Here is a 19,982-nt window from a genome sequence, read left to right as displayed (position 1 = left end):
TTGACCGATGAAGAACTTTTTAGATAAAGATTTTTTACTGAATACAACCACCGCAAAACGTTTATATCATGAGTACGCGGCGGATTTGCCCATTATAGATTACCACAGCCATTTACCGGCCGATCAGATAGCTGATGATATTAATTTTGAAAATATTACCCGAGTTTGGCTTAATGGCGATCATTATAAATGGCGAGCCATGCGTGCCAATGGTGTTAATGAAGATTACATCACCGGTAATAAAACCGATGAAGAAAAGTTTGAACAATGGGCGGCAACTGTTCCGTATACCTTACGTAACCCGCTTTTCCATTGGACGCATTTAGAATTGCAGCGTTATTTTAATATAACGGATCTACTATCGCCGGCAACTGCAAAAAAAATCTACGCCGATAGTACTCAAAAGTTGCAATCGGCAGACTATAGCGTTCGTAAAATCATCAAAAACAAAAATGTTGAGGTTATTTGTACAACAGATGATCCCTTAGATAATTTAGCTGATCACCAAAAAATTAAATCCGATGGTTTTGAAGTAAAAGTATTGCCCACTTTCAGGCCGGATAAGGCTATGAATGCCGATGATCTTTTCAGCCTGAATTTATATATCGATAAATTACAGGGTATCAGCAACACCAGTATTGATAATATAGATCAATACCTTGGCGCTTTAAAAAGCCGTCATGATTATTTTGCCGCTAATGGGTGCAAACTATCAGACCATGGCCTTGAGCAGATTTACGCCGCCGACTATACAGATGTTGAAATCGCAGATATCTTTCTAAAAATCAGGGCTAAACAAACATTATCGGCAGATGAAATACTAAAGCTTAAATCGGCCATGTTGTATCAATTTGCTTTGTGGCATCATGAAAAAGGCTGGGTAATGCAACTGCACTTAGGTGCTTTGCGCAACAACAACGCCCGTGGCTTAAACGAACTTGGGCCGGATACAGGCTGGGATTCTATCGGTGATTTTTCGCAGGGGCAAGCCTTGTCAAGGTTTTTAAATAAATTGGATACTACCAACCAGTTACCCAAAACTATTTTATACAACTTAAACCCGGCCGATAACGAGCTTTTTGCCGCCATGACCGGTAATTTTAACGACGGATCTGTTGCCGGTAAAGTTCAGTTTGGTTCGGCCTGGTGGTTTCTGGATCAAAAGGATGGGATGACCAGGCAGCTTAACGCCCTTTCAAACATAGGGCTGTTGAGCCGGATGGTGGGTATGCTTACCGATTCCAGGAGTTTCCTGTCTTTCCCCCGGCATGAGTATTTCCGGAGGTTGGTGTGCAACCTGTTTGGTGATGATATTGAAAACGGCGAATTACCTAACGATATAGTGTGGACGGGTAAAATCATCCAGGACATTTGCTACTACAATGCCAAAAACTATTTTAATTTCGACGAAGCCTAATGAGTAATCAACTTAATACATCACCTGCTAAAGGTAAAATCCTTTCATTTGGCGAGTTGCTGCTTCGCATTTGCCCCGATGCCGGTGGGGAATGGCTTAACGACAATCAACTACCTTTTTTTGTAGGCGGCGCCGAACTTAACGTAGCCACAGCCTTATCTGTTTGGGGCTTGCCATCGTCCTATTTCACAGCCTTGCCGGATAATGAATTATCGACCCAGATCATCAACCATTTGCAGGCAAAGGAAATTGACCTGTCACCTGTATTTAAAGGAGGCGATAGGATAGGGCTTTACTATTTAACCCGTGGTAAGGATATCAAAAACAACGCGCTGATCTATGATCGCGCCGGGTCATCATTTGCTACCCTGAAACCAGGTCAGGTTGACTGGGATAAGGTATTAGCTGGTGTTAGCTGGTTTCATTTCAGCGCCATTTGCCCGGCAATAAGCCAAAACGTGGCCGATGTTTGCTTAGAAGTGCTGGAAGCAGCATTTGCAAGAAATATAACAATATCGGTCGATCTTAATTATCGATCAAGATTGTGGAAATACGGCAAACAACCCATAGATATTATGCCGGCCCTTGTAAAACATGCCGACCTGGTAATGGGAAACGTTTGGGCGGCTGAGCTGATGCTCGGTATCCCGGTAGCACCGGGTATTCATGAATCGGGACAAAAGAGTATTTATCTTAAAGAAGCCTTGCAAACCTCAGAAACCATTATGCAGCAATATCCCAAATGCAAAGCAGTAGCCAACACCTTCAGGTTTGATGCCGGCGAGGGGATAAGCTACTATACAGCTTTGTATGCCGATGGTAAACTGCATAATTCCACTCAATATGATACCGAAAAGGTGCTTGATAAGGTTGGCAGTGGCGATTGTTTCATGGCAGGATTGATTTACGGGTTTTACAATGACCTCGACCCGCAACAAACGTTGGAATTTGCTACAGCGGCAGCCTACAGCAAACTGTTTATTGAGGGCGATGCCACCAATAAAACAGTTGACGAAATTTATAATATTATTGAACAATGAGCAAAAAAGAGATAGCACTCAACGCTATATTAAGCCAGGGCACATTACCGCTTTTTTTTTATGAAGATGCCGCGGTAAGTCTTGAAATTACGCGTACGTTATACAAAGCAGGCATCCGGGTATTTGAGTATACCAACCGGGGGCCGGCGGCCTTAGAAAACTTTAAAGTTTTAAAAAAGGCACAACAAGAAGAAATGCCCGATTTGCAATTAGGCATAGGTACCATAAAAAGCGCCGAAGAAGCTGTAGCTTTTATAGATGCCGGTGCGGACTTTATTGTATCGCCAATTGTTAACCCGGAGGTTGGCAAAATAGCCGCTCATCATAATTTGCTATGGATTCCCGGCTGTATGACGCCTACCGAGATTTACACCGCGCAGCAAAACGGAGCGGCGTTAATAAAAATATTCCCCGCTAATATTTTAGGGCCGGAGTTTGTATCCTCCATCCGCGATTTGTTTTCGGGCCAGTTGTTTATACCAACCGGTGGGGTTGATTTAAGTATTGACAGCATTACCGCATGGTTTAAGGCTGGTGTTTGCGCGGTGGGTATGGGAAGTAAACTCATCAGCAAAAATGTATTGGATAAACAACTGTACGATCAATTATATAACGACACCGTGAAGCTGCTGGAAATAGTGCAAAGCAGCAGATAACAATTTAAACCAATTATAAATGAGAGAAGCCAAAGCAAGAAACTATAGATGGGTAGTAGTTTCGCTTTTATTTTTTGCTACAACAATAAATTACCTCGATAGGCAGGTTATAGGTTTGCTTAAACCTGTTTTGGAGGTTGAGTTTAAATGGACAGAATCTGACTACGGCTATATCGTAATGGCGTTCTCAACGGCCTATGCAGCTGGTTTGTTGGTTTTTGGAGGCTTTATTGATAAAATTGGCACCAAGTTAGGTTACACCATATCGCTTATTGTTTGGAGCGTAGCTGCCATGTTACACGCCATTGTAAAAAGCACTTTTGGGTTTGGTGTGGTAAGGGCTGCTTTGGGCGTAGGCGAATCTGGTAATTTCCCGGCGGCAATTAAGGTGGTTGCCGAGTGGTTTCCTAAAAAAGAGCGGGCGTTTGCAACCGGAATATTTAATTCGGGTGCCAACATCGGGGCGGTTGTTGCGCCCGTTATGGTGCCCTGGATATTGGGTATTTACGGCTGGCAGATGGCGTTTTTAATTACCGGGGCAATTGGCTTCATCTGGCTTGTTTTTTGGTGGATATTTTATGAGATACCGTCAAAACATAAAAAAGTAAGCCAGGAAGAATTGGCTTATATCAACAGTGATAGTGAAACTGCATCTGTAACAGAAAATGAAACGAAGATAAAATGGATCGAGCTTTTTGGCATCAGGCAAACCTGGACGTTTGTAATTGGTAAGTTTTTAACCGATCCAATCTGGTGGTTTTTCCTGTTTTGGTTGCCTTCTTATTTTTCAAGCACATTCAACCTCGATTTAAAGAAACCCAGTTTGCCTTTAATTTTGGTTTATACGGCTACATCTATAGGCAGTATTGGCGGCGGGTATCTGTCATCGTATTTTATAAAAAAGGGTTGGCCGGTATTCAAAGCGCGTAAAACAGCTATGTTAATATTTGCCTTGTGTGTGTTGCCCATCATATCTGCCAAGTACGCAACCAATGTATGGCAGGCTGTGGCTTTGATTAGTCTGGCTGCGGCCGCGCACCAGGCCTGGAGCGCCAACATCTTTACTACCGCATCAGATATGTTCCCCAAAAGAGCATTAAGTTCTGTAGTAGGTATTGGTGGTATGGCTGGTTCGGTAGGCGGGATATTGTTTCCTTTTTTGGTAGGACATATCCTCGATTATTATAAAAAAGGAGGCCATTTATTGATAGGCTATAACCTAATTTTCCTGATATGCGGTTGCGCTTATTTACTGGCCTGGTTCATTATGCACTTGCTATCACCTAAAATGAAACCTGTTAATTTATAGGCTACAGATCATCAATATTAAAAATGCAGCCGCTACAAATACGCGAGCTGCATTTTTTATTTAATTAACTGATCTGTTCTGCCAGTTCATCAATCCAGCTTGAAAGGTAAGGTTCTGTGCCCGTTAATCTTATCCATTCGCCATCGGCCTCTTTGGCAATAACCAGGTGCAGGGTTCCGTCTATCGATTTAAATTCATAGGCGTTTGTAAAATTGCCATAGGTAATGGCTTGTATTGTGCCGTCAATTGTGCTATCGGTACCGGTTAGGGTAGCCTCAATTTGCTGTTCCATAGTTTATAATTTTAATAATAACATATAGCAGGTGTTTGTGTTTGCAGTAAACTACGCCATCCGCTCTTGACAAATGTCAAGCTCATTTTTTTGACAAATGTCATTTACCAGCGTTTTGTGTTGCCGCACCTTTGTGATGTAAATAACACATAACAAAATGAAAAAGATAGTTTTAGTAACCGGTACCAGCACCGGTTTTGGTAAATTAATAACTCAAACATTAGCAAAAGAAGGCCATACCGTAATTGCGGCCATGCGGGGCACAACAGGCAAAAATGAAGCCGTAGCCATCGAATTATCGGCCCTGCCCAACGTGGATGTTGTTGAACTGGACGTAACCAATGATGAATCTGTAAAAAACGCCTTCGCCGGCTCATTAGAAAAATATGGCCGCATAGATGTGTTGGTAAACAACGCGGGTGTAAGCGGGTTTGGTTTGGCCGAGGCTTATACCATAAATCAGGTGCGTAATATGTTTGAAGTTAATTTTTACGGTGTATTGCGTACCTATGATGCCGTATTGCCATCCATGCGTGAACATAAAAGCGGGCTCATTATCAATATTTCTACCGGTGCAAGTGGTTTTACACTGCCCTATATGGTACCTTACATGGCATCTAAATTTGCCATGGAGTCATTAGTTGAAGGTTTTGACCAGGAATTAAAAGCCTATGGTATTGAAAACGTATCTATACAAAGCGGCGTGTATCCAACCGAAATGACCAGTGGTGGTAAAGCTGGTTTTAATGCAGATAAAGAAGATATCATTGCAGCTTATGGCGATGATGCTGCGAATGCTTTCAATGCTATGGGCGGCGCGATGTTCGGCAAAATGGCCGATTTTAAAATGAATCCGCAAACCATTGCCGATGGCGTTCTCCATCTGATTAACCTTAACAAAGGCGAACGCCCCTTACGCTACCCGCTTGATGCCATTGCGCAGGGAACAGATCATGAATTTGTAAAATCACGTGCCGAGATCAAAGATAAGTGGCTGAAGAATTACGGGTTTAGCATATAAGATTTACCTTCGACACGGATTTCGGATGTGCAGCTTTTAATTGTACAAATGAAGTAAGTAAAAGTCATTGTGGGCCTATTGATAGCCTCGCAGTGACTTTTTTGTAAAACAAACACCGTCAACTAAAATCATGGAAACTCAACAAAACGTAACTACAGATTTATTCATTAAAATAGCCGTATCAAACTGGGAGTTGCAAAACACCCGCCTCAATGGTTTATTGGCTAAACTGACAGACGAGCAACTGGCAGCACAAACCGCTCCCGACCGTAATAGCGGTACTTACCTGTTAGGCCATCTTACAGCAGTAAGCGATGGTTTATTTACTTTTTTAGAATTAGGCGATAGGTTATACCCTCACCTGGATGAAATCTTTTTAAAAAACTCAGATACTTCCGGACTGGAAAAACCATCTATTGCTGATATCAAGTCGGCATGGAACCACGTTAATACCGTTCTTAAAGAAAAATTTGATGCCATGCAACCGGCAGATTGGTTCACCAAACACAGCGCGATATCGGCAGATGATTTTGCGAAAGAACCACATCGTAATAAATTAAATATTCTGATAAACCGCACCGTTCACCAAGGGTATCACATGGGGCAAATTACTTACCTGGTAAAAAAAATAGGTGTCTAAAAGAGGTCAGCTTATGTTTGAGGTGTAAGTATTAAAAAAGGAAGTTTCAACCCGATGCGCTGCTCATAGCTCCCCATAATGTGAGGGTTAACTATGTTAAAATATAAATAATTGATTTTTAATTATTTAATAAAAATATACTCAAAATATGTTAAGTTATGTTAACCCTATTTAAATGCGTTTGCCCTGTGTGTAACAACCTTTAAACATTTGCAAATCGCAAAAAAAGATTAATTTGCGCGTTAAACATAAGTTGACACTCATGAATAAATATTTACTCACCATCCCTGCGATGGCTATCGCTTTGGCCTCTCAGGCCCAGCAAGGTAGCCCGCTCACCAGCAAAGATTACGAACACGCCGAAAGCTTTATGAGCTATAACGTTGCCCCGTTTATTGACCGGGCCGACGTTAGGCCCAACTGGTTACCCGGCGACAAATTTTGGTACCGTGTATTAACTGCTCAAGGCAGCGAATTTGTGTTGGTTGACCCTGTTAAAAAAACACGTGAAGCAGCTTTTGATCACGAAAAACTTGCGCAGGTATTATCGGCAGCGTCGGGCAATAAGTATGAAGCTAATATGCTGCCCTTTCAAACCATAAGCTTTTCGGCAGATGGTAAAACATTATCGTTTTCGGCAGATGGCAAGCACTGGCAATATGATTTGGGTACTGATATCATTACCCCGGGTGCTGATAAGGGAAAGACTGAACGTGGTGGCTTTCAGGGCAGGCGCGGCAAAACAGAAGAAGTACTATCACCAGATGGTAACCGCGCCGCATTTATAAAAGACTACAACCTTTGGGTACGTGATGTTAAAACCGGTAATCAAACCCAGTTAACTACCGATGGGATTAAGGATTTTGGCTATGCTACAGATAACGCCGGCTGGCAATCGTCAGATGCAGCAATTTTGCGTTGGTCGCCCGATTCAAAAAAGATAGCCACTTTTAAGCAGGATCAGCGTAAGGTAAACAGCATGTACCTGGTAACCACTAACGTTGGCAGCCCTACCTTGAAAGAATGGAAATACGCGTTACCTGGTAACGAAATAGCGATGATCAGCAGGGTAGTTATTGATGTTGATAACGCTAAAGTGATTGCATTGCAGGTAGCTCCGGACGCGCACCGCGCTACGCTGAGCGACGATATCAGCAGCAGCGGCACGTTTGATGACGTAGATTGGAATGCTGATGCCAGCAAACTGGCTTTTGTATCAACCTCACGCGATCATAAAAATGAAAAATTCCGTATTGCCGATGCGGCAACGGGCGCGGTTAAAGAGATTTTTGAAGAAACCGTTAAAACACAATATGAATCGGGCTGGGGTGCCATCAACTGGAAATACCTGGCTAAAACCAACGAGATCATTTGGTTTTCTGAAAGAGACAACTGGGGACATCTTTATTTATACGATGCCCTTACCGGTAAAGTAAAAAATCAAATTACCAAAGGCGATTTTGTGGTAACAAAACTGGTTAAGGTTGACGAGAAAACCCGTACTATTTATTTTATTGCCGGTGGCCTTGAAAAGGAAAACCCTTACTTCAGCCAGTTTTGTAAAATTGGGTTTGATGGTAAACACTTTACGGTATTAACGCCTGAGGAAGGCAACCATAATGTTACTTTCTCGCCGGGCGGCAACTATTTTGTTGATAGCTATTCAAAACCTGATGTAGCACCGGTTACCATATTACGCGATATGAGCGGCAAGTTACTTGCCGATCTGGAAAAAGGCGATGTATCCCGGTTAGTGGCCACAGGTTGGCATGCGCCAACCCCGGTTAAACTGATTGCTCATGACGGCAAAACCGATATTTACGGCCTGGTATTTACGCCGACTAAAATGGATGCCGGTAAAAAATACCCGGTTATTGATTATATCTATCCTGGTCCGCAGGGTGGTAGCGTTGGTAGCTGGTCGTTCGCGGCATCAAGGGGCGACAACCAGTCACTGGCCGAATTAGGATTTATTGTTGTGGTGATAGAAGGCACCAGCAATCCATTACGTTCAAAAAGTTTCCATGATATGAGCTACGGCAACATGTCAGAAAACACCTTGCCAGATCAGATTGCCAGCATCAGGCAGTTATCGGCAAAATATCCTATGGATACCACCAAAGTAGGTATCTGGGGACATTCAGGTGGAGGCTTTGCTACGGCCGCCGCCATGTTCAGATATCCTGATTTCTTTAAGGTTGGGATCTCAGAATCGGGTAACCACGACAATCGTAACTACGAGGATGATTGGGGCGAACGCTATGACGGTTTGGTAGGCAATTCAGATTATGCTGCACATGCCAATGAACTTTACGCCAAAAACCTGAAAGGTAAACTAATGCTTGCCCATGGGATGATGGATAACAACGTGCCACCTTACAATACCCTGTTGGTAGTTGAGGCATTAGAAAAAGCCAATAAAGATTATGATTTGGTGATCTTCCCCAATAGCCAGCACGGATATGGTGCTTACTCGCCATATATGATGCGTCGCAGGTGGGATTATTTTGTAAAAAATCTATTAGGTGTTGATCCACCCCACGAATATGTTTTAAAATCAAAAACAGACCCGAGGAATAGGTAGAAGAGTCAAGAGATTAGAATCAAGAATTAAGATAAAAAAGCATTTGCAGAAGGCACGTTAGCCAGAAGCAAATGCTTTTTTATGCCTTGGCGTTTCGCATCCTGATCAATGAAAAATTGAGGCTTGAGTTGCTTACCGCTTCGCCGAAGTTGATTATTGATGGCATAAACCTTAGTTCGATGTTGCGTTTTAAAAGCTCATCTATTATATCAATTATAACGGTTACGTTTACCGGCCGGGCAGGTTTATAGGATATGTAATAACCGGCACATTCATCGAGCAATGTAAAATTAGCGGTATCAAACTCATAGCAATAGAGCATGGTATCTACGATTTGTTTGTGCCACCTGTTTTCGACGGCTATGATATAATTAGCTGTGGTATTACCAAAAAAATGAGCTTTGTCGTCAATTGTTGTGTTTGCTGATTGATAGCAGGTAACCCTTGGGCAGTCCCTCGGTAAAAGGTAATTATGGAGCAATTGTTCTGTTATCGCAAAAACAACATTGCCCGCTATTTTATCAAAGGCAGAAGGCGAGGGCCGGGGCTCAAAAAGTTCAATCCCCGGCTGCTCGCTTATGTGGAATAACCTGTAGCTCATATGCTACCCAAGTTGTTATTTATATTTCACATTCGGAAAATCTTTTTGGGCCTGTTTAAACTGTTGCTCCCATTCGTCCGTCCATCCAAAAGCTGTGGTGGCCTGCGCTTTTAAGTTAACGCCTGCTGCGCCACTCCAAAAGTGAACAAACTCGCCCCAGTTCATATCGCGGCTATAAGCTTTGCCTTTTTTGCTGAAATTTGCAGCTAATAATTCAAAATAACGGTTTAACACTTTGGCACCACCATGTTCACTGTAAATAGGATAGAACCAGTTTTTAAACCACTGTGTACCCGGGCGGGGAAAATTATCCTTTTGGGTTTGCATCTGGGCGTAAATATCATTTGCTTCTTTATTATAACCTAATGCCTTCAACACATCGTATATATAAATCTCCATCCATTTGCTATCGCCCCAGATAGGGAAGGAGGGAGAGTTATGTATTCCTTTAGATGCTCCTTCAACAATGTGCCCAACCTCATGAACCGGAATCCGGATGGTTTCTCCGGTTGGTTCCATCCAGGCATTTAAATTACCTAAGCCTACGTCTATTACATTACGAAAATCATGGCTTGCATCAAAATAAGTAGAAGGGTGACCACCGCCGTATTTGCCTGAGTGGAGAATAACAAATAGGCGCCCATCTTTGCCAAACTGCCCGTAGGTATCTTTGGTATATTTCCATACGTCGGCCATTACTTTAAACGGCCAGGTAACGGTTCTGTTTACCTCGCCATCATAATAAACCGCTACATTATCGTCGTAAAATACACGGGTTAGTATTTGTTTGTGCTCAAACCAATGTTCCTTCCATTTATAAGGAGGTATGCTGGTGGTATCGGCTACGGTTTCGATTTTTGTGTTGCGTAAGGATGACGTATTTGCCTGGCATGACAGGGAAATAGTGCCCCCAATTAAACCTGCAATAATGCTGGTAACAATTTTCATAAAAGTAAATGTATTTAGTAAAACGTTTTATCAATATTGCTCAAATATAACCAAGTAATTATAAAGTTTGCGTGAGTTTTGTTCGAAAATAGGGGTGGTTTGGCTGCCGGTTATGGTTAAAAAGTTTTTTAATTATCCTTTAGCCGGTAGTGACTAAATTTTTTTAGTTTTATGAAATTATTTCCCTGCATAAATAACTCAAAACTTAAGAATCAATCACTAAAATAAAAAATGAAAAAAGTAATTCTTGTAACAGGGGCATCATCTGGTTTAGGTTTGGCCACGGCAACCGCTTTAGCAGCTGAAGGTCATACCGTTTATGGCACAACACGCGATATTAAACGTATTGCCGATGTTTCATTTAATCCATTACAAATGGATGTTACCGACGATGCATCTGTAAACGCAGCTGTTGCAACCATTATTAAAGCCGAAGGCAAAATAGATGTACTGGTAAACAATGCAGGAAATGGTATCACCGGTCCGCTATACGCGATGCCTGTTGACGCCGCGAAGAAACAGTTTGAGGTTAACTTTTTTGGTGTGGTACGTGTAAGCAGTGCCGTTTTACCGGGTATGATAGAAAAGAAAACCGGTTTGGTAATCAACATTGGCTCATTGGCCGGTTTGTTTGGTTTGCCTTATCAAGGTTTATATAGCGCGTCGAAATTCGCTATTGAAGGTTACTCTGAAAGCCTGCGCATGGAGTTACAGAACACCGGCGTTAAAGTATCGGTAGTAAACCCTGGTGATTTCAAAACCGACTTTACCGGTAATCGCGAAAAACTGCCTTTCACCATCAAAAACGATCAGCTAAAAAAAGAATTTGATGCTGCCGTTGCCGCCATGGAAAAAGACGAAAGCATTGGCGCAGCTCCAGCTAAATTAGCTGCCCAAATTGTTAAAATAGTTAATAAATCAAAACCGGCGCACAGCTACTTGGTTGGCGCCATAGGCCAAACTATTGTGCCTACACTTAAAGCCATTTTACCCGGGTCGATATTTGTTAAGTTAATGAACGATCATTACGGGATAAAATAATTGGTGAGTGGTGAATGGTTGATTGGTGAGTAGTTTTAATACGTTAATCAAGCAACCATTCACTCAATCAACCAAATCAACCACTCACTATTCATGACTCAAGAAAAAAATAACAAGAAAACCATCCGGGCATGGGCTATGTTCGATTGGGCTAACCAATCGTATAATATGGTGATTACGTCAACCATATTCCCTGCTTATTATGTTGGTATTACGCAGGATAAAAACCCCAAAGGCATAGTTTCGTTTTTTGGCCATAAGTATGTAAATACCGTGCTATCTAATTATGTATTAGGCGCATCGTATTTGCTTATTGTAGTTTTACTGCCCATTCTTACCTCCATTGCCGATTATAAAGGGCAAAAGAAACTTTACCTGCAAATGTTTACCTGGTTGGGCGCACTGGCTTGTTTTGGCTTATTCTTTTTCAAAATGTCCACGTTTGAATTTGGGATGATCTGTTTCGGCCTGGCCTCTGTTGGTTATTGCGGGGGCTTCGTATTTTATAACTCTTACCTGCCGCAAATTGCCACTGTCGATCAGCAGGATGCAGTAAGTGCCAAAGGTTTTATCTATGGTTTTGCTGGAAGTATTGTAGTGCAGCTGCTATGTTTTGTGTTTGTATTGGGACATAAATGGTTTGGCATTACCGAAGATTTTTCGGCGCAATTATCGTTTCTTATTGTGGCCATTTGGTGGATAGGTTTCTCATTAATTCCTTTTTATTTATTGCCAAAGGGCGTTCCAAACGCGGGCTCGCACGAGTATAATGTATTTACAGGTGGTTTTAAAGAACTGGCCAAAGTTTGGAAAAAGGTTAAGCAATTGCCATTGCTCAAAAGATTTTTACCGGCCTTTTTCTTCTACTCTGTAGGGGTGCAAACCATTATGCTGGTTGCCGCCAACTTTGCCGCCAAAGAACTTAAAATGCCCGATGACGATTTGATAACCATTATCCTCATCATACAGGTGGTTGCCATTATTGGTGCTGCCATTACCGCCAAGGCATCAGAAAAGTTTGGTAATGTAAGAGCGCTTTCGGCAGTAGTGGCTATCTGGTGTTTGATATGTGCCGGGGTATATTTTATTGCCAATGCTAACCAGTTTTATGTTGCGGCAGCGGTAGTAGGTTTAGTAATGGGAGGGGTACAATCGTTATCACGTTCAACATTTTCTAAATTCATTCCTCCAAATATTCCCGATACCGCATCATACTTTAGTTTTTATGATGTTACCGAAAAACTGTCTATCGTAGTTGGGCTTTTCACCTTTGGCTTTGTAGAGGCAACTACAGGCGAAATGCGCGATTCGGCCCTGGTGCTCGACGGTTTCTTCGTGATCGGATTTTTACTGTTGATTTCCCTGTTGTTATTTCAAAACAAACAAACAGCCGAAGAGGCAGTGGTATAATCTGAATCAGAATTTGAAGAGTTGTCTGAATCAGAATTTACAAAATTTAAAAATTAACAGAATTTAAAGCGGTACCGTGTAAGTATTCTGAAAATTCTAAAATTCTGTAAATTCTGATTCCGACAATAATTAGATATTGAAAAGACAAAGCATAGCCCAAAACTAAGTACATTTGCCGTTTGTTAAAAAAAAGTAATGGCTAAAGTTTCTATAAACCTGGCAACAGGATCGCTGCAAAAAGAAGATATTATTGTTGGTATTGATTTGGGTACCACTAATTCGTTGGTAGCATTCATCAATCCCGAAAAACAACCCCTTGTAATAAACGATACCGGCAAAGGTGTGTTGGTGCCTTCGGTAGTACATTTTGGCCAAACCGGTGATGTATTGGTTGGTAACGAAGCAAAAGAATATTTAACTACCGATCCTCAAAATACCGTGTTTTCGGTTAAGCGTTTGTTGGGTCGTAGCTACCATGATATTGAAAACTATAAAGATTTCTTTTCATACAAGGTAATCGACGACGATAGTGAAAGTCTTGTAAAAATAAAGGTGGGCGATAAGTTTTATACACCTATTGAATTATCGGCCCTGATATTAAAAGAACTGAAAGCCCGTGCCGAACATGCGCTTAAAACACCCGTAAACCGCGCGGTAATCACTGTGCCGGCTTATTTTAATGATTCGCAACGCCAGGCTACCCGTGATGCCGGTAAACTTGCCGGTTTGGATGTATTGCGCATTGTTAACGAGCCTACTGCCGCGAGCTTGGCTTATGGTATCGGTCTTGATCCCGAAGAAACGAAAACCATAGCTGTTTACGATTTAGGCGGCGGTACTTTTGATGTATCGATACTGCAGATCCAAAACGGAATTTTTGAAGTACTATCAACCAATGGCGATACCTTTTTAGGCGGCGATGATTTTGACAGGATCATTGTTGACTATTGGATTGAAAAAAACAATCTTAATAAAGCTGAGGTAATTGCCGATAACGAATTAGCGCAACAACTACGCTTAAAAGCCGAGGAAGCCAAGAAAGCATTTAGCTATCAAAGTTTATTTAATGAAAAGATAGGAGAAATTTGGTGCACGCTTGACCGAAATACCTTTGAAGAGCTTATTACACCTAAAGTACTGCAGACTATAACCGCCTGTAAAAACGCTTTAAAGGATGCTAAGCTAACTATTAAAGAAATTGATGAGGTAGTAATGGTGGGCGGATCTACCCGTACAGCGCTGGTGAAGAAAATGGTAGCAGAATTTTTTGAACGCCCGGTTCATGATAATCTTAACCCTGATGAGGTTGTCGCTTTAGGCGCTGCCATTCAGGCTGATATATTAGCCGGTAATCGTAAAGATATCCTGTTACTTGATGTTACTCCGCTATCCCTGGGTATTGAAACTATGGGCGGTTTAATGGATGTTATTATTCCGCGTAACAGCAAAGTACCTACTAAAGGAGGCCGGCAGTATACCACATCAATTGATGGCCAGGTAAATATGAAAATAGCCGTTTACCAGGGCGAACGCGATTTGATTAAGGAAAACCGTAAACTGGCCGAGTTTAACCTGAAAGGTATTCCGAGCATGCCGGCTGGTTTCCCTAAAGTTGATATTAACTTTTTGTTGAATGCCGATGGTATCCTTACCATTCAGGCTATTGAACTACGATCTGGTGTTAAGCAGGAAGTGGAGGTGAAACCTACTTATGGCATTACCGATGACCAGGTAGAACAAATGCTGATGGATAGCATTACCCATGCTAAAGACGACGTAAGCGCCCGCATGGTTATTGAAGCCCGAACTGAAGGCAATCAAATGGTCTACACCGTTGAAAATTTCCTGCGGAAAAATGGCAGCTACGTAACTGCAGAAGAGACAGAACAAACCAACCAATATCTTGTTAACCTCAAGGCCGCCATTGAAACGGGCGACAAAGATTTGATCCTGAAAAATATTGATGAGATCAATGAATTTACCCGCCCGTTTGCCGAGCGTTTGATGGATCAGGCAATCAGCACTGCAATGCGCGGCAAAAGCATTGAGTAATATACAGGACTAAACTTTATACATGAACAAAATTACAGGGGTATTTACATTTTTAACAGTCGCGGCTGTTTGTTTAACAGGTTCATTTAATAAAGTTTACGCTAAAAGAGTCGGCATTGAAAGTATAAAAGACACTACTGTAAAGGCTGCCACTATTGACACCATGCGTTATGATTCGCTGATGAAGCGTTTGGCCAATGGCGATAAAACAGGCAGATGGCCGGTAAAAAAATCCCCTTTGCCTTTACCCGGCGCTATTTTACCATTTAACCGTATCGTTGCTTTTTACGGTAACATGTACTCAAAAAATATGGGCGTATTGGGCGAATATGCCCCTAAAGTAATGCTGGAAAAACTGAAAGGCGAAGTTAAAGTTTGGGCAGCTGCCGATACCTTAACCCCGGTTGTACCAGCCCTGCATTACATATGTGTAACCGCCCAGGCAGATGCCGGCCGTAATGGTTTGCACAATTTACGGATGCCTTTTAGCCAGATAGACCAGGTGATTACGATGGCCAAAAGCATCAACGCATTGGTGTTTTTAGATATCCAGGTAGGTTTTAGTACTGTACAAAAGGAGTTGCCTTTGCTTGAAAAATACATGAAAATGCCTAATGTACATTTAGGCATCGACCCTGAATTTTCAATGAAAGAGGGTAGTATCCCCGGCAAACGTATAGGAACATTTGATGCCGATGATATTAACTATGTAACCGACTACCTGAAAGATATCGTAAAGAAAAACAACCTTCCGCCTAAAATATTTGTGGTGCACCGCTTCACTAAACGCATGGTTACCAATTATAAAGATATTAAGCTGCGTAAAGAGGTGCAGGTAGTGATGGATATGGATGGCTGGGGTGGTCCCGACCTTAAAAAAGGAACCTATAAGTATTTCATCTCTGAAGAGCCTGTGCAGTTTACCGGTTTTAAATTGTTCTATAAAAACGATATTAAAAACGTCCCTCACCGCATGTTGACTCCTAAAGAAGTATTGGCCTTAAAACCGGCACCGATATATATTCAATATCAATAGGATAAGATTTAAGATGTATTTTTTGATTGGCGGTTGTTCAGGGAAATCGCTTTCAAAGATTTGCGTGGTAAAAGGTAGCTCCCTATGGAGCAAAAAAATAAAATACTTTCTCTATAAATAGGTAGCCGCCATACGGCATTTTTTTTAAATATTCAATGCCGCATAGCGGCTACCGGTTTGTAGAAATAAATGAACCAGACAAGATGCCGCATCGCGGCTACCTGCAGGTGAGCTCATTGAAACATCTATCCTTGTATGAAAATGTTAAAAGCGATTTCCATTGTCGCCTGCTATTAAAACCAGCTCCCGGCAATGCCTTCAAAAGCTTCCAGATCAACTTTAGACTGATAGAGCCTTGTACCTAAGGCTACATATTGTTTTTCCAAAAGCTCAGTAGTGGTAATGATGCTTGCCCTTAAGGTAGCTAAACTTTTGTATTCGCCTTTAATCTCGTTTTCGAGTTTGCGTTTTTTAATATAGAGTTCGTTGGCCGTATAGCTAATTTCGCGGTCAATAGCTACCGTATCTGGCACGTATGAAAAACCAGTGCCAATTTGCCGACGCCAATCGTACAATATCTGGATGTTTTTGGGGCCGATACCTGTGATTTTTTGTGTTTGAAGTTTATACAGATCGGCAGCCGTACGGATGCCGTTGTTATAGATCAACTCCTTTTTCGCTGGACCGAAAGTAGGAATAGGATAATTACGCACATCAAACTGCTGTAAGTGAACCTGGTGTTTAATGTTGTAATGTTTTTCTTCTATTCTCCTTTTTTTATTTTGAAACTCAACAGGCAGTGATCTAAAGGTGGTTATCAAATCTGTTAGCTTTTTGGCCGACGCATTGTACTTGTTCATTTCGGGCGGTTGGTTGTGTTTTTTAACTAATGCCTGAAATTTATCTTGCAGACCTATAAATTCTGTTTTTTTATTGTTTAACTCGGCTTTTAATTTGGTAGATGACGGCGCCAAATAATTATAGATCACTAAAAAAACAGGTCCAAAAGAAATAAACCACCAGCTAACAGTAAGGCATACAAGTAAAGTAATTACTATGGCAGCAATTTGTGTACCCCGGTTATTATAAAATAGTTTTTTGTAATATGGATCAATAGGGGCGGCCTTTATTGATCCTGAGGTGAAAGTATCGGCTAGTTTACGAATTTCGAGATTTTCTAACTTAAATCCGTTTACAAACTGTTCTATATCCTGTAATTCGGGAATGCCTTTAAGATGAGCATCTTCCATAAAATAAACAATTCCGGCCCTGTCGCGGAAAGCGCACCAGGGGCAATCCTGCAATGTTTTGGGATAAAAATGTAAACCTGAGCGCCCGCAGCGGATAATCTCCTTGTTAAACTCGTCCAGATCTAAAACCCATTGCTTGGGCTCGGGCCGGACGGTATTTCCCTCAAATGCGGCATGGAAAGAGTTGATAAGTCCAGGTGTAAAATCTTTAAGATTTAAGCTGTTGGGCGCGGGGGTAAGTTTTTTATTTACCCTGCGTAACGAATAAGCAAACTCACGCTCTTTAATGGCTGCATCTTCTTCAAAATCACCCTTGCTGCGGTTAACACCCGTGAAAGGAGCACGGCCCATAAAAAGCAGCTGGAAAATGAGTGTAGCCAGCGAAAAGCTATCGGTATTAACGGTGCGCACCACTTTTTCAAATGAACCCATTTGTAACAGCTCTGGTGGGGTGTAACGGGGGATACCCACTTCGCAAAAATAATAGCGGTTGCCGTTTTTAACCTGGAAAGAATCGCAGTCTATCAAAGCAATCATGCCGGTGCCGTTTACCAGTATATTGGCTTCATTAATATCGCCAACTACTATACCCAATTGATGAATCTTGTGGAAAGCAGTGGCCAGGTTACGCGCAACATGGATCAAAAAGTTATAGCCTTTGTCGGGAAATAATTTCTTCCTATCCATCGGACTAAACAGCATGTGCAACGGCACAAATCCGGTAAGCTTGCGCATTACAAAGCCGGCAAATCTGCCCGCGTTGTCTTTAAGAACATCAACAGGCCACGCGGCAAACTTGGCCAGTTCCGGGTCGGTTACCGAGGCCATGTATACCAATTTATCAGCTTTATCGCGGTCAACAGCTTCCTTGTACACTTTTAGTACAAGTGTACTATTCTCCTGCACTTCATGGATAGTACCCTCACCGCCTTCGCCAATTTGCCGGCCTACGGTGTACGTGGTGCCTTTTAAGCCGCTATACCACCTGTTTGCCATTTTTTAGCCTTGTGGCCAGCAACAGGGTTTTATCATCGTCTGTGCGGCTGTTAATGGTGTCGCTGGCAAGATAGCCGGCTAACCTGTTGTTTAAAATATCTATGTGTGCGGCATTTTCCGTCATGCGTAAAACTTTGAACAGATCATTCAAAAAAGGTTGATGAACTGTTTCTGTTTCGTTATTCAAAGCAAGCATTTGAAGGCCATCTGTAAACAGTGCAACTTCGGCGATGCTTTCATCTATTACCTTGGTTTTTAGGTTTTTTAAGCTTGGGTCATCTATTAAAAAGGCGGTGGTGTTTTGGTATTCGCCATTGTGAGGCCACCATAAATGGGTAAAGTAACCGCTACCATCATTGCGGGCTATGGCACCATCACCAATTTGCATAAAACAGGCTTTTTGCGGCAGCAGCACAAAGCCCAGCAACGTACACGAAAACTCATTTAAAGCTGCTTCTTTTTTCTGAGCTACCTGATCAAGTTTATCGTATACCTGTTCTGCCAGCTCCATTAAGGCAATATCATCAATTTCTTTTCCGGCGATAATCCAATTATGTACAATTTGGACACTTTGGTTTACGGCCAGGGTAGATGCTTCTGCGGCATGTGCCGCGCTTCCCGCACCGTCGCTCACAAAGCCTATTAAAGCCTCATCGCCATCGGGTAATGGCACCTGGCAATAGCGCACAGCATCTTCACAACCTCTACCGCCTGCTACATGTGATGAACCAATAACGCTTTGGGCAATAACCTTCCAGATCATACTTCTCCCCAGCCGGTTGGCGGTAGCAATTTTGTTGGTGTGCCCGGGTTTTTGCTCGATACCATTTTCATTGATGATGAAAGCCACAGGAAAAATTCGCGGAACATTAAGCCTTTTAATTTGATAGGACTGCGCACTGATAATTTAGCAAGCGTATCCATACTTGCACCTTCAACGCCAATAGCGAAGAACGCGAAAGAGTTTTTTTCTTCGCCTTCGCGTACCAGGTCGGCTGCGTGGTGCCAGCTATCTGTAGGGGCACCATCGGTAATTAAAATTATCCATGGTTTATAATACCCAACGCCGTTCTCTTTATACACCTGTTTGCGTTTGGCAATCATATCAATGCCGGTAGTAATAGCGGCACCTATCGGCGTATCGCCCTCGGCACTTAATGGCTGGGGGAAGAAATTATCTACCGTAGTAAAATCCTGTTTAAGGCTTACCGGCCCAAAGGTAACCATAGCTACCTCCACCCGTTTTGAAGCCAACGGATCGTTGATGAGTTCGCTTTTGAGGGTAAGTACTCCCTCATTTAATTGTTGGATAGGCATGCCCCCCATAGAACCCGAAGTATCCAGCAATAACAAACAAGGACACCTCGATTCAGGGTTGTTAGCAAAATCATCCGAACCAAAGGGAATTTGCTCAAACGATACATATTCATCCATACTCATATCAATCTTTCTGTTTTATTGTGATGCTAATTTACGCAAAATTGGCGACGAAAGGGGAGGGCAATGCCCAATTTGGCGCTAAAGTGGATGATTTCAAATAAAAAGAGTGATTAATATCAATTAAATTCTACTAAAACTATAGATTTTATGGATAATTTAAAAAAGTTTATATATTTGCCTTATCAAATAATTGAAATGAAGACAAATTTTTACGCTCATTCTTTATTACTACCGGTAACCATGCAAATG

17 protein-coding genes are annotated in these 19,982 nt (G+C 42.0%); 11 read left to right on the top strand and 6 right to left on the bottom strand.

Features of this window, described 5'->3' with window-relative positions:
- The first annotated feature begins 7 nt into the window (after positions 1-7).
- The 4 genes from uxaC to QWZ17_RS16870 are packed head-to-tail and all read left to right on the top strand — an operon-like array spanning position 8 to position 4,422.
- Positions 8-1,417 (top strand): glucuronate isomerase, encoded by a 1,410-nt coding sequence (gene uxaC / locus QWZ17_RS16885; RefSeq protein ID WP_290306453.1) that lies wholly within the window; start codon positions 8-10, stop codon positions 1,415-1,417.
- Positions 1,417-2,457 (top strand): sugar kinase, encoded by a 1,041-nt coding sequence (locus QWZ17_RS16880; protein ID WP_290306452.1) that lies wholly within the window; start codon positions 1,417-1,419, stop codon positions 2,455-2,457. The genes uxaC and QWZ17_RS16880 overlap by 1 nt, the downstream gene beginning before the upstream one ends.
- A complete protein-coding gene (locus tag QWZ17_RS16875; RefSeq protein WP_290306451.1) occupies positions 2,454-3,113 on the top strand; it encodes a bifunctional 4-hydroxy-2-oxoglutarate aldolase/2-dehydro-3-deoxy-phosphogluconate aldolase in 660 nt (219 codons plus the stop codon). Before QWZ17_RS16880 ends, QWZ17_RS16875 begins: the two co-directional genes overlap by 4 nt.
- Positions 3,114-3,132: 19 nt before the next feature.
- Entirely contained in the window at positions 3,133-4,422 is a 1,290-nt protein-coding gene (locus tag QWZ17_RS16870) for an MFS transporter (protein ID WP_290306450.1), read from the top strand.
- 64 nt (positions 4,423-4,486) lie between these two features.
- Here the strand turns inward: QWZ17_RS16870 and QWZ17_RS16865 are convergent, their stop codons facing one another.
- A complete protein-coding gene (locus tag QWZ17_RS16865) occupies positions 4,487-4,714 on the bottom strand; it encodes a hypothetical protein (protein ID WP_290306449.1) in 228 nt (75 codons plus the stop codon).
- A gap of 157 nt (positions 4,715-4,871) precedes the next feature.
- Between QWZ17_RS16865 and QWZ17_RS16860 the strand changes: the two genes are divergently transcribed.
- From QWZ17_RS16860 to QWZ17_RS16850, 3 genes are all read left to right on the top strand, one after another.
- On the top strand, positions 4,872-5,735 hold the full coding sequence (locus QWZ17_RS16860; protein WP_290306448.1) for an SDR family oxidoreductase: 864 nt from the start codon (positions 4,872-4,874) through the stop codon (positions 5,733-5,735).
- 130 nt (positions 5,736-5,865) lie between these two features.
- Entirely contained in the window at positions 5,866-6,375 is a 510-nt protein-coding gene (locus tag QWZ17_RS16855; RefSeq protein WP_290306447.1) for a DinB family protein, read from the top strand.
- Between the two features lie 262 nt (positions 6,376-6,637).
- Positions 6,638-8,959, top strand: coding sequence for a S9 family peptidase (locus tag QWZ17_RS16850; protein WP_290306446.1), 2,322 nt, complete (start codon positions 6,638-6,640; stop codon positions 8,957-8,959).
- Positions 8,960-9,038: 79 nt separating this feature from the next.
- Here the strand turns inward: QWZ17_RS16850 and QWZ17_RS16845 are convergent, their stop codons facing one another.
- Entirely contained in the window at positions 9,039-9,560 is a 522-nt protein-coding gene (locus tag QWZ17_RS16845) for a DUF6886 family protein (protein WP_290306445.1), read from the bottom strand.
- 15 nt (positions 9,561-9,575) lie between these two features.
- On the bottom strand, positions 9,576-10,508 hold the full coding sequence (locus QWZ17_RS16840; RefSeq protein ID WP_290306444.1) for a hypothetical protein: 933 nt from the start codon (positions 10,506-10,508) through the stop codon (positions 9,576-9,578).
- A gap of 231 nt (positions 10,509-10,739) precedes the next feature.
- On the opposite strand from QWZ17_RS16840, the gene QWZ17_RS16835 reads away from it, so the two are divergent.
- The 4 genes from QWZ17_RS16835 to QWZ17_RS16820 all read left to right on the top strand — a co-directional run bounded on the left by QWZ17_RS16835 (position 10,740) and on the right by QWZ17_RS16820 (position 16,047).
- Positions 10,740-11,549, top strand: a complete 810-nt coding sequence (locus QWZ17_RS16835) for an SDR family oxidoreductase (RefSeq protein ID WP_290306443.1) — start codon at positions 10,740-10,742, stop codon at positions 11,547-11,549.
- 93 nt (positions 11,550-11,642) lie between these two features.
- On the top strand, positions 11,643-12,959 hold the full coding sequence (locus QWZ17_RS16830) for an MFS transporter (RefSeq protein WP_290306442.1): 1,317 nt from the start codon (positions 11,643-11,645) through the stop codon (positions 12,957-12,959).
- Between the two features lie 195 nt (positions 12,960-13,154).
- Complete coding sequence (gene hscA, locus QWZ17_RS16825) at positions 13,155-15,011, top strand: Fe-S protein assembly chaperone HscA (protein WP_290306441.1); 1,857 nt, start codon at positions 13,155-13,157, stop codon at positions 15,009-15,011.
- A gap of 22 nt (positions 15,012-15,033) precedes the next feature.
- On the top strand, positions 15,034-16,047 hold the full coding sequence (locus QWZ17_RS16820) for a hypothetical protein (RefSeq protein WP_290306440.1): 1,014 nt from the start codon (positions 15,034-15,036) through the stop codon (positions 16,045-16,047).
- 293 nt (positions 16,048-16,340) lie between these two features.
- Here the strand turns inward: QWZ17_RS16820 and QWZ17_RS16815 are convergent, their stop codons facing one another.
- From QWZ17_RS16815 to QWZ17_RS16805, 3 genes are read right to left on the bottom strand one after another with little or no spacing between them, the layout of a single operon-like run.
- Entirely contained in the window at positions 16,341-18,293 is a 1,953-nt protein-coding gene (locus QWZ17_RS16815; protein ID WP_290306439.1) for a helix-hairpin-helix domain-containing protein, read from the bottom strand.
- Positions 18,274-19,143, bottom strand: coding sequence for a PP2C family serine/threonine-protein phosphatase (locus QWZ17_RS16810; RefSeq protein WP_290306438.1), 870 nt, complete (start codon positions 19,141-19,143; stop codon positions 18,274-18,276). Before QWZ17_RS16810 ends, QWZ17_RS16815 begins: the two co-directional genes overlap by 20 nt.
- The gene (locus tag QWZ17_RS16805) at positions 19,053-19,733 is read right to left on the bottom strand and encodes a vWA domain-containing protein (protein WP_290306437.1); all 681 of its coding nucleotides are present in this window, start codon (positions 19,731-19,733) and stop codon (positions 19,053-19,055) included. The genes QWZ17_RS16810 and QWZ17_RS16805 overlap by 91 nt, the downstream gene beginning before the upstream one ends.
- Positions 19,734-19,982 lie beyond the last annotated feature (249 nt).

Origin of the sequence: Mucilaginibacter flavus, assembly GCF_030409315.1 — a bacterium.
Taxonomy (GTDB): domain Bacteria; phylum Bacteroidota; class Bacteroidia; order Sphingobacteriales; family Sphingobacteriaceae; genus Mucilaginibacter; species Mucilaginibacter flavus.
The sequence above is the reverse complement of the archived record's forward strand: the minus strand, read 5'-3'. Positions and strand labels throughout refer to the sequence as shown.

Coding starts and splice junctions, on each gene's coding strand:
- uxaC (WP_290306453.1), top strand. CDS start 8: ATGAAGAACTTTTTAGATAAAGATTTTTTACTGAATACAACCACCGCA.
- QWZ17_RS16880 (WP_290306452.1), top strand. CDS start 1,417: ATGAGTAATCAACTTAATACATCACCTGCTAAAGGTAAAATCCTTTCA.
- QWZ17_RS16875 (WP_290306451.1), top strand. CDS start 2,454: ATGAGCAAAAAAGAGATAGCACTCAACGCTATATTAAGCCAGGGCACA.
- QWZ17_RS16870 (WP_290306450.1), top strand. CDS start 3,133: ATGAGAGAAGCCAAAGCAAGAAACTATAGATGGGTAGTAGTTTCGCTT.
- QWZ17_RS16865 (WP_290306449.1), bottom strand. CDS start 4,714: ATGGAACAGCAAATTGAGGCTACCCTAACCGGTACCGATAGCACAATT.
- QWZ17_RS16860 (WP_290306448.1), top strand. CDS start 4,872: ATGAAAAAGATAGTTTTAGTAACCGGTACCAGCACCGGTTTTGGTAAA.
- QWZ17_RS16855 (WP_290306447.1), top strand. CDS start 5,866: ATGGAAACTCAACAAAACGTAACTACAGATTTATTCATTAAAATAGCC.
- QWZ17_RS16850 (WP_290306446.1), top strand. CDS start 6,638: ATGAATAAATATTTACTCACCATCCCTGCGATGGCTATCGCTTTGGCC.
- QWZ17_RS16845 (WP_290306445.1), bottom strand. CDS start 9,560: ATGAGCTACAGGTTATTCCACATAAGCGAGCAGCCGGGGATTGAACTT.
- QWZ17_RS16840 (WP_290306444.1), bottom strand. CDS start 10,508: ATGAAAATTGTTACCAGCATTATTGCAGGTTTAATTGGGGGCACTATT.
- QWZ17_RS16835 (WP_290306443.1), top strand. CDS start 10,740: ATGAAAAAAGTAATTCTTGTAACAGGGGCATCATCTGGTTTAGGTTTG.
- QWZ17_RS16830 (WP_290306442.1), top strand. CDS start 11,643: ATGACTCAAGAAAAAAATAACAAGAAAACCATCCGGGCATGGGCTATG.
- hscA (WP_290306441.1), top strand. CDS start 13,155: ATGGCTAAAGTTTCTATAAACCTGGCAACAGGATCGCTGCAAAAAGAA.
- QWZ17_RS16820 (WP_290306440.1), top strand. CDS start 15,034: ATGAACAAAATTACAGGGGTATTTACATTTTTAACAGTCGCGGCTGTT.
- QWZ17_RS16815 (WP_290306439.1), bottom strand. CDS start 18,293: ATGGCAAACAGGTGGTATAGCGGCTTAAAAGGCACCACGTACACCGTA.
- QWZ17_RS16805 (WP_290306437.1), bottom strand. CDS start 19,733: ATGAGTATGGATGAATATGTATCGTTTGAGCAAATTCCCTTTGGTTCG.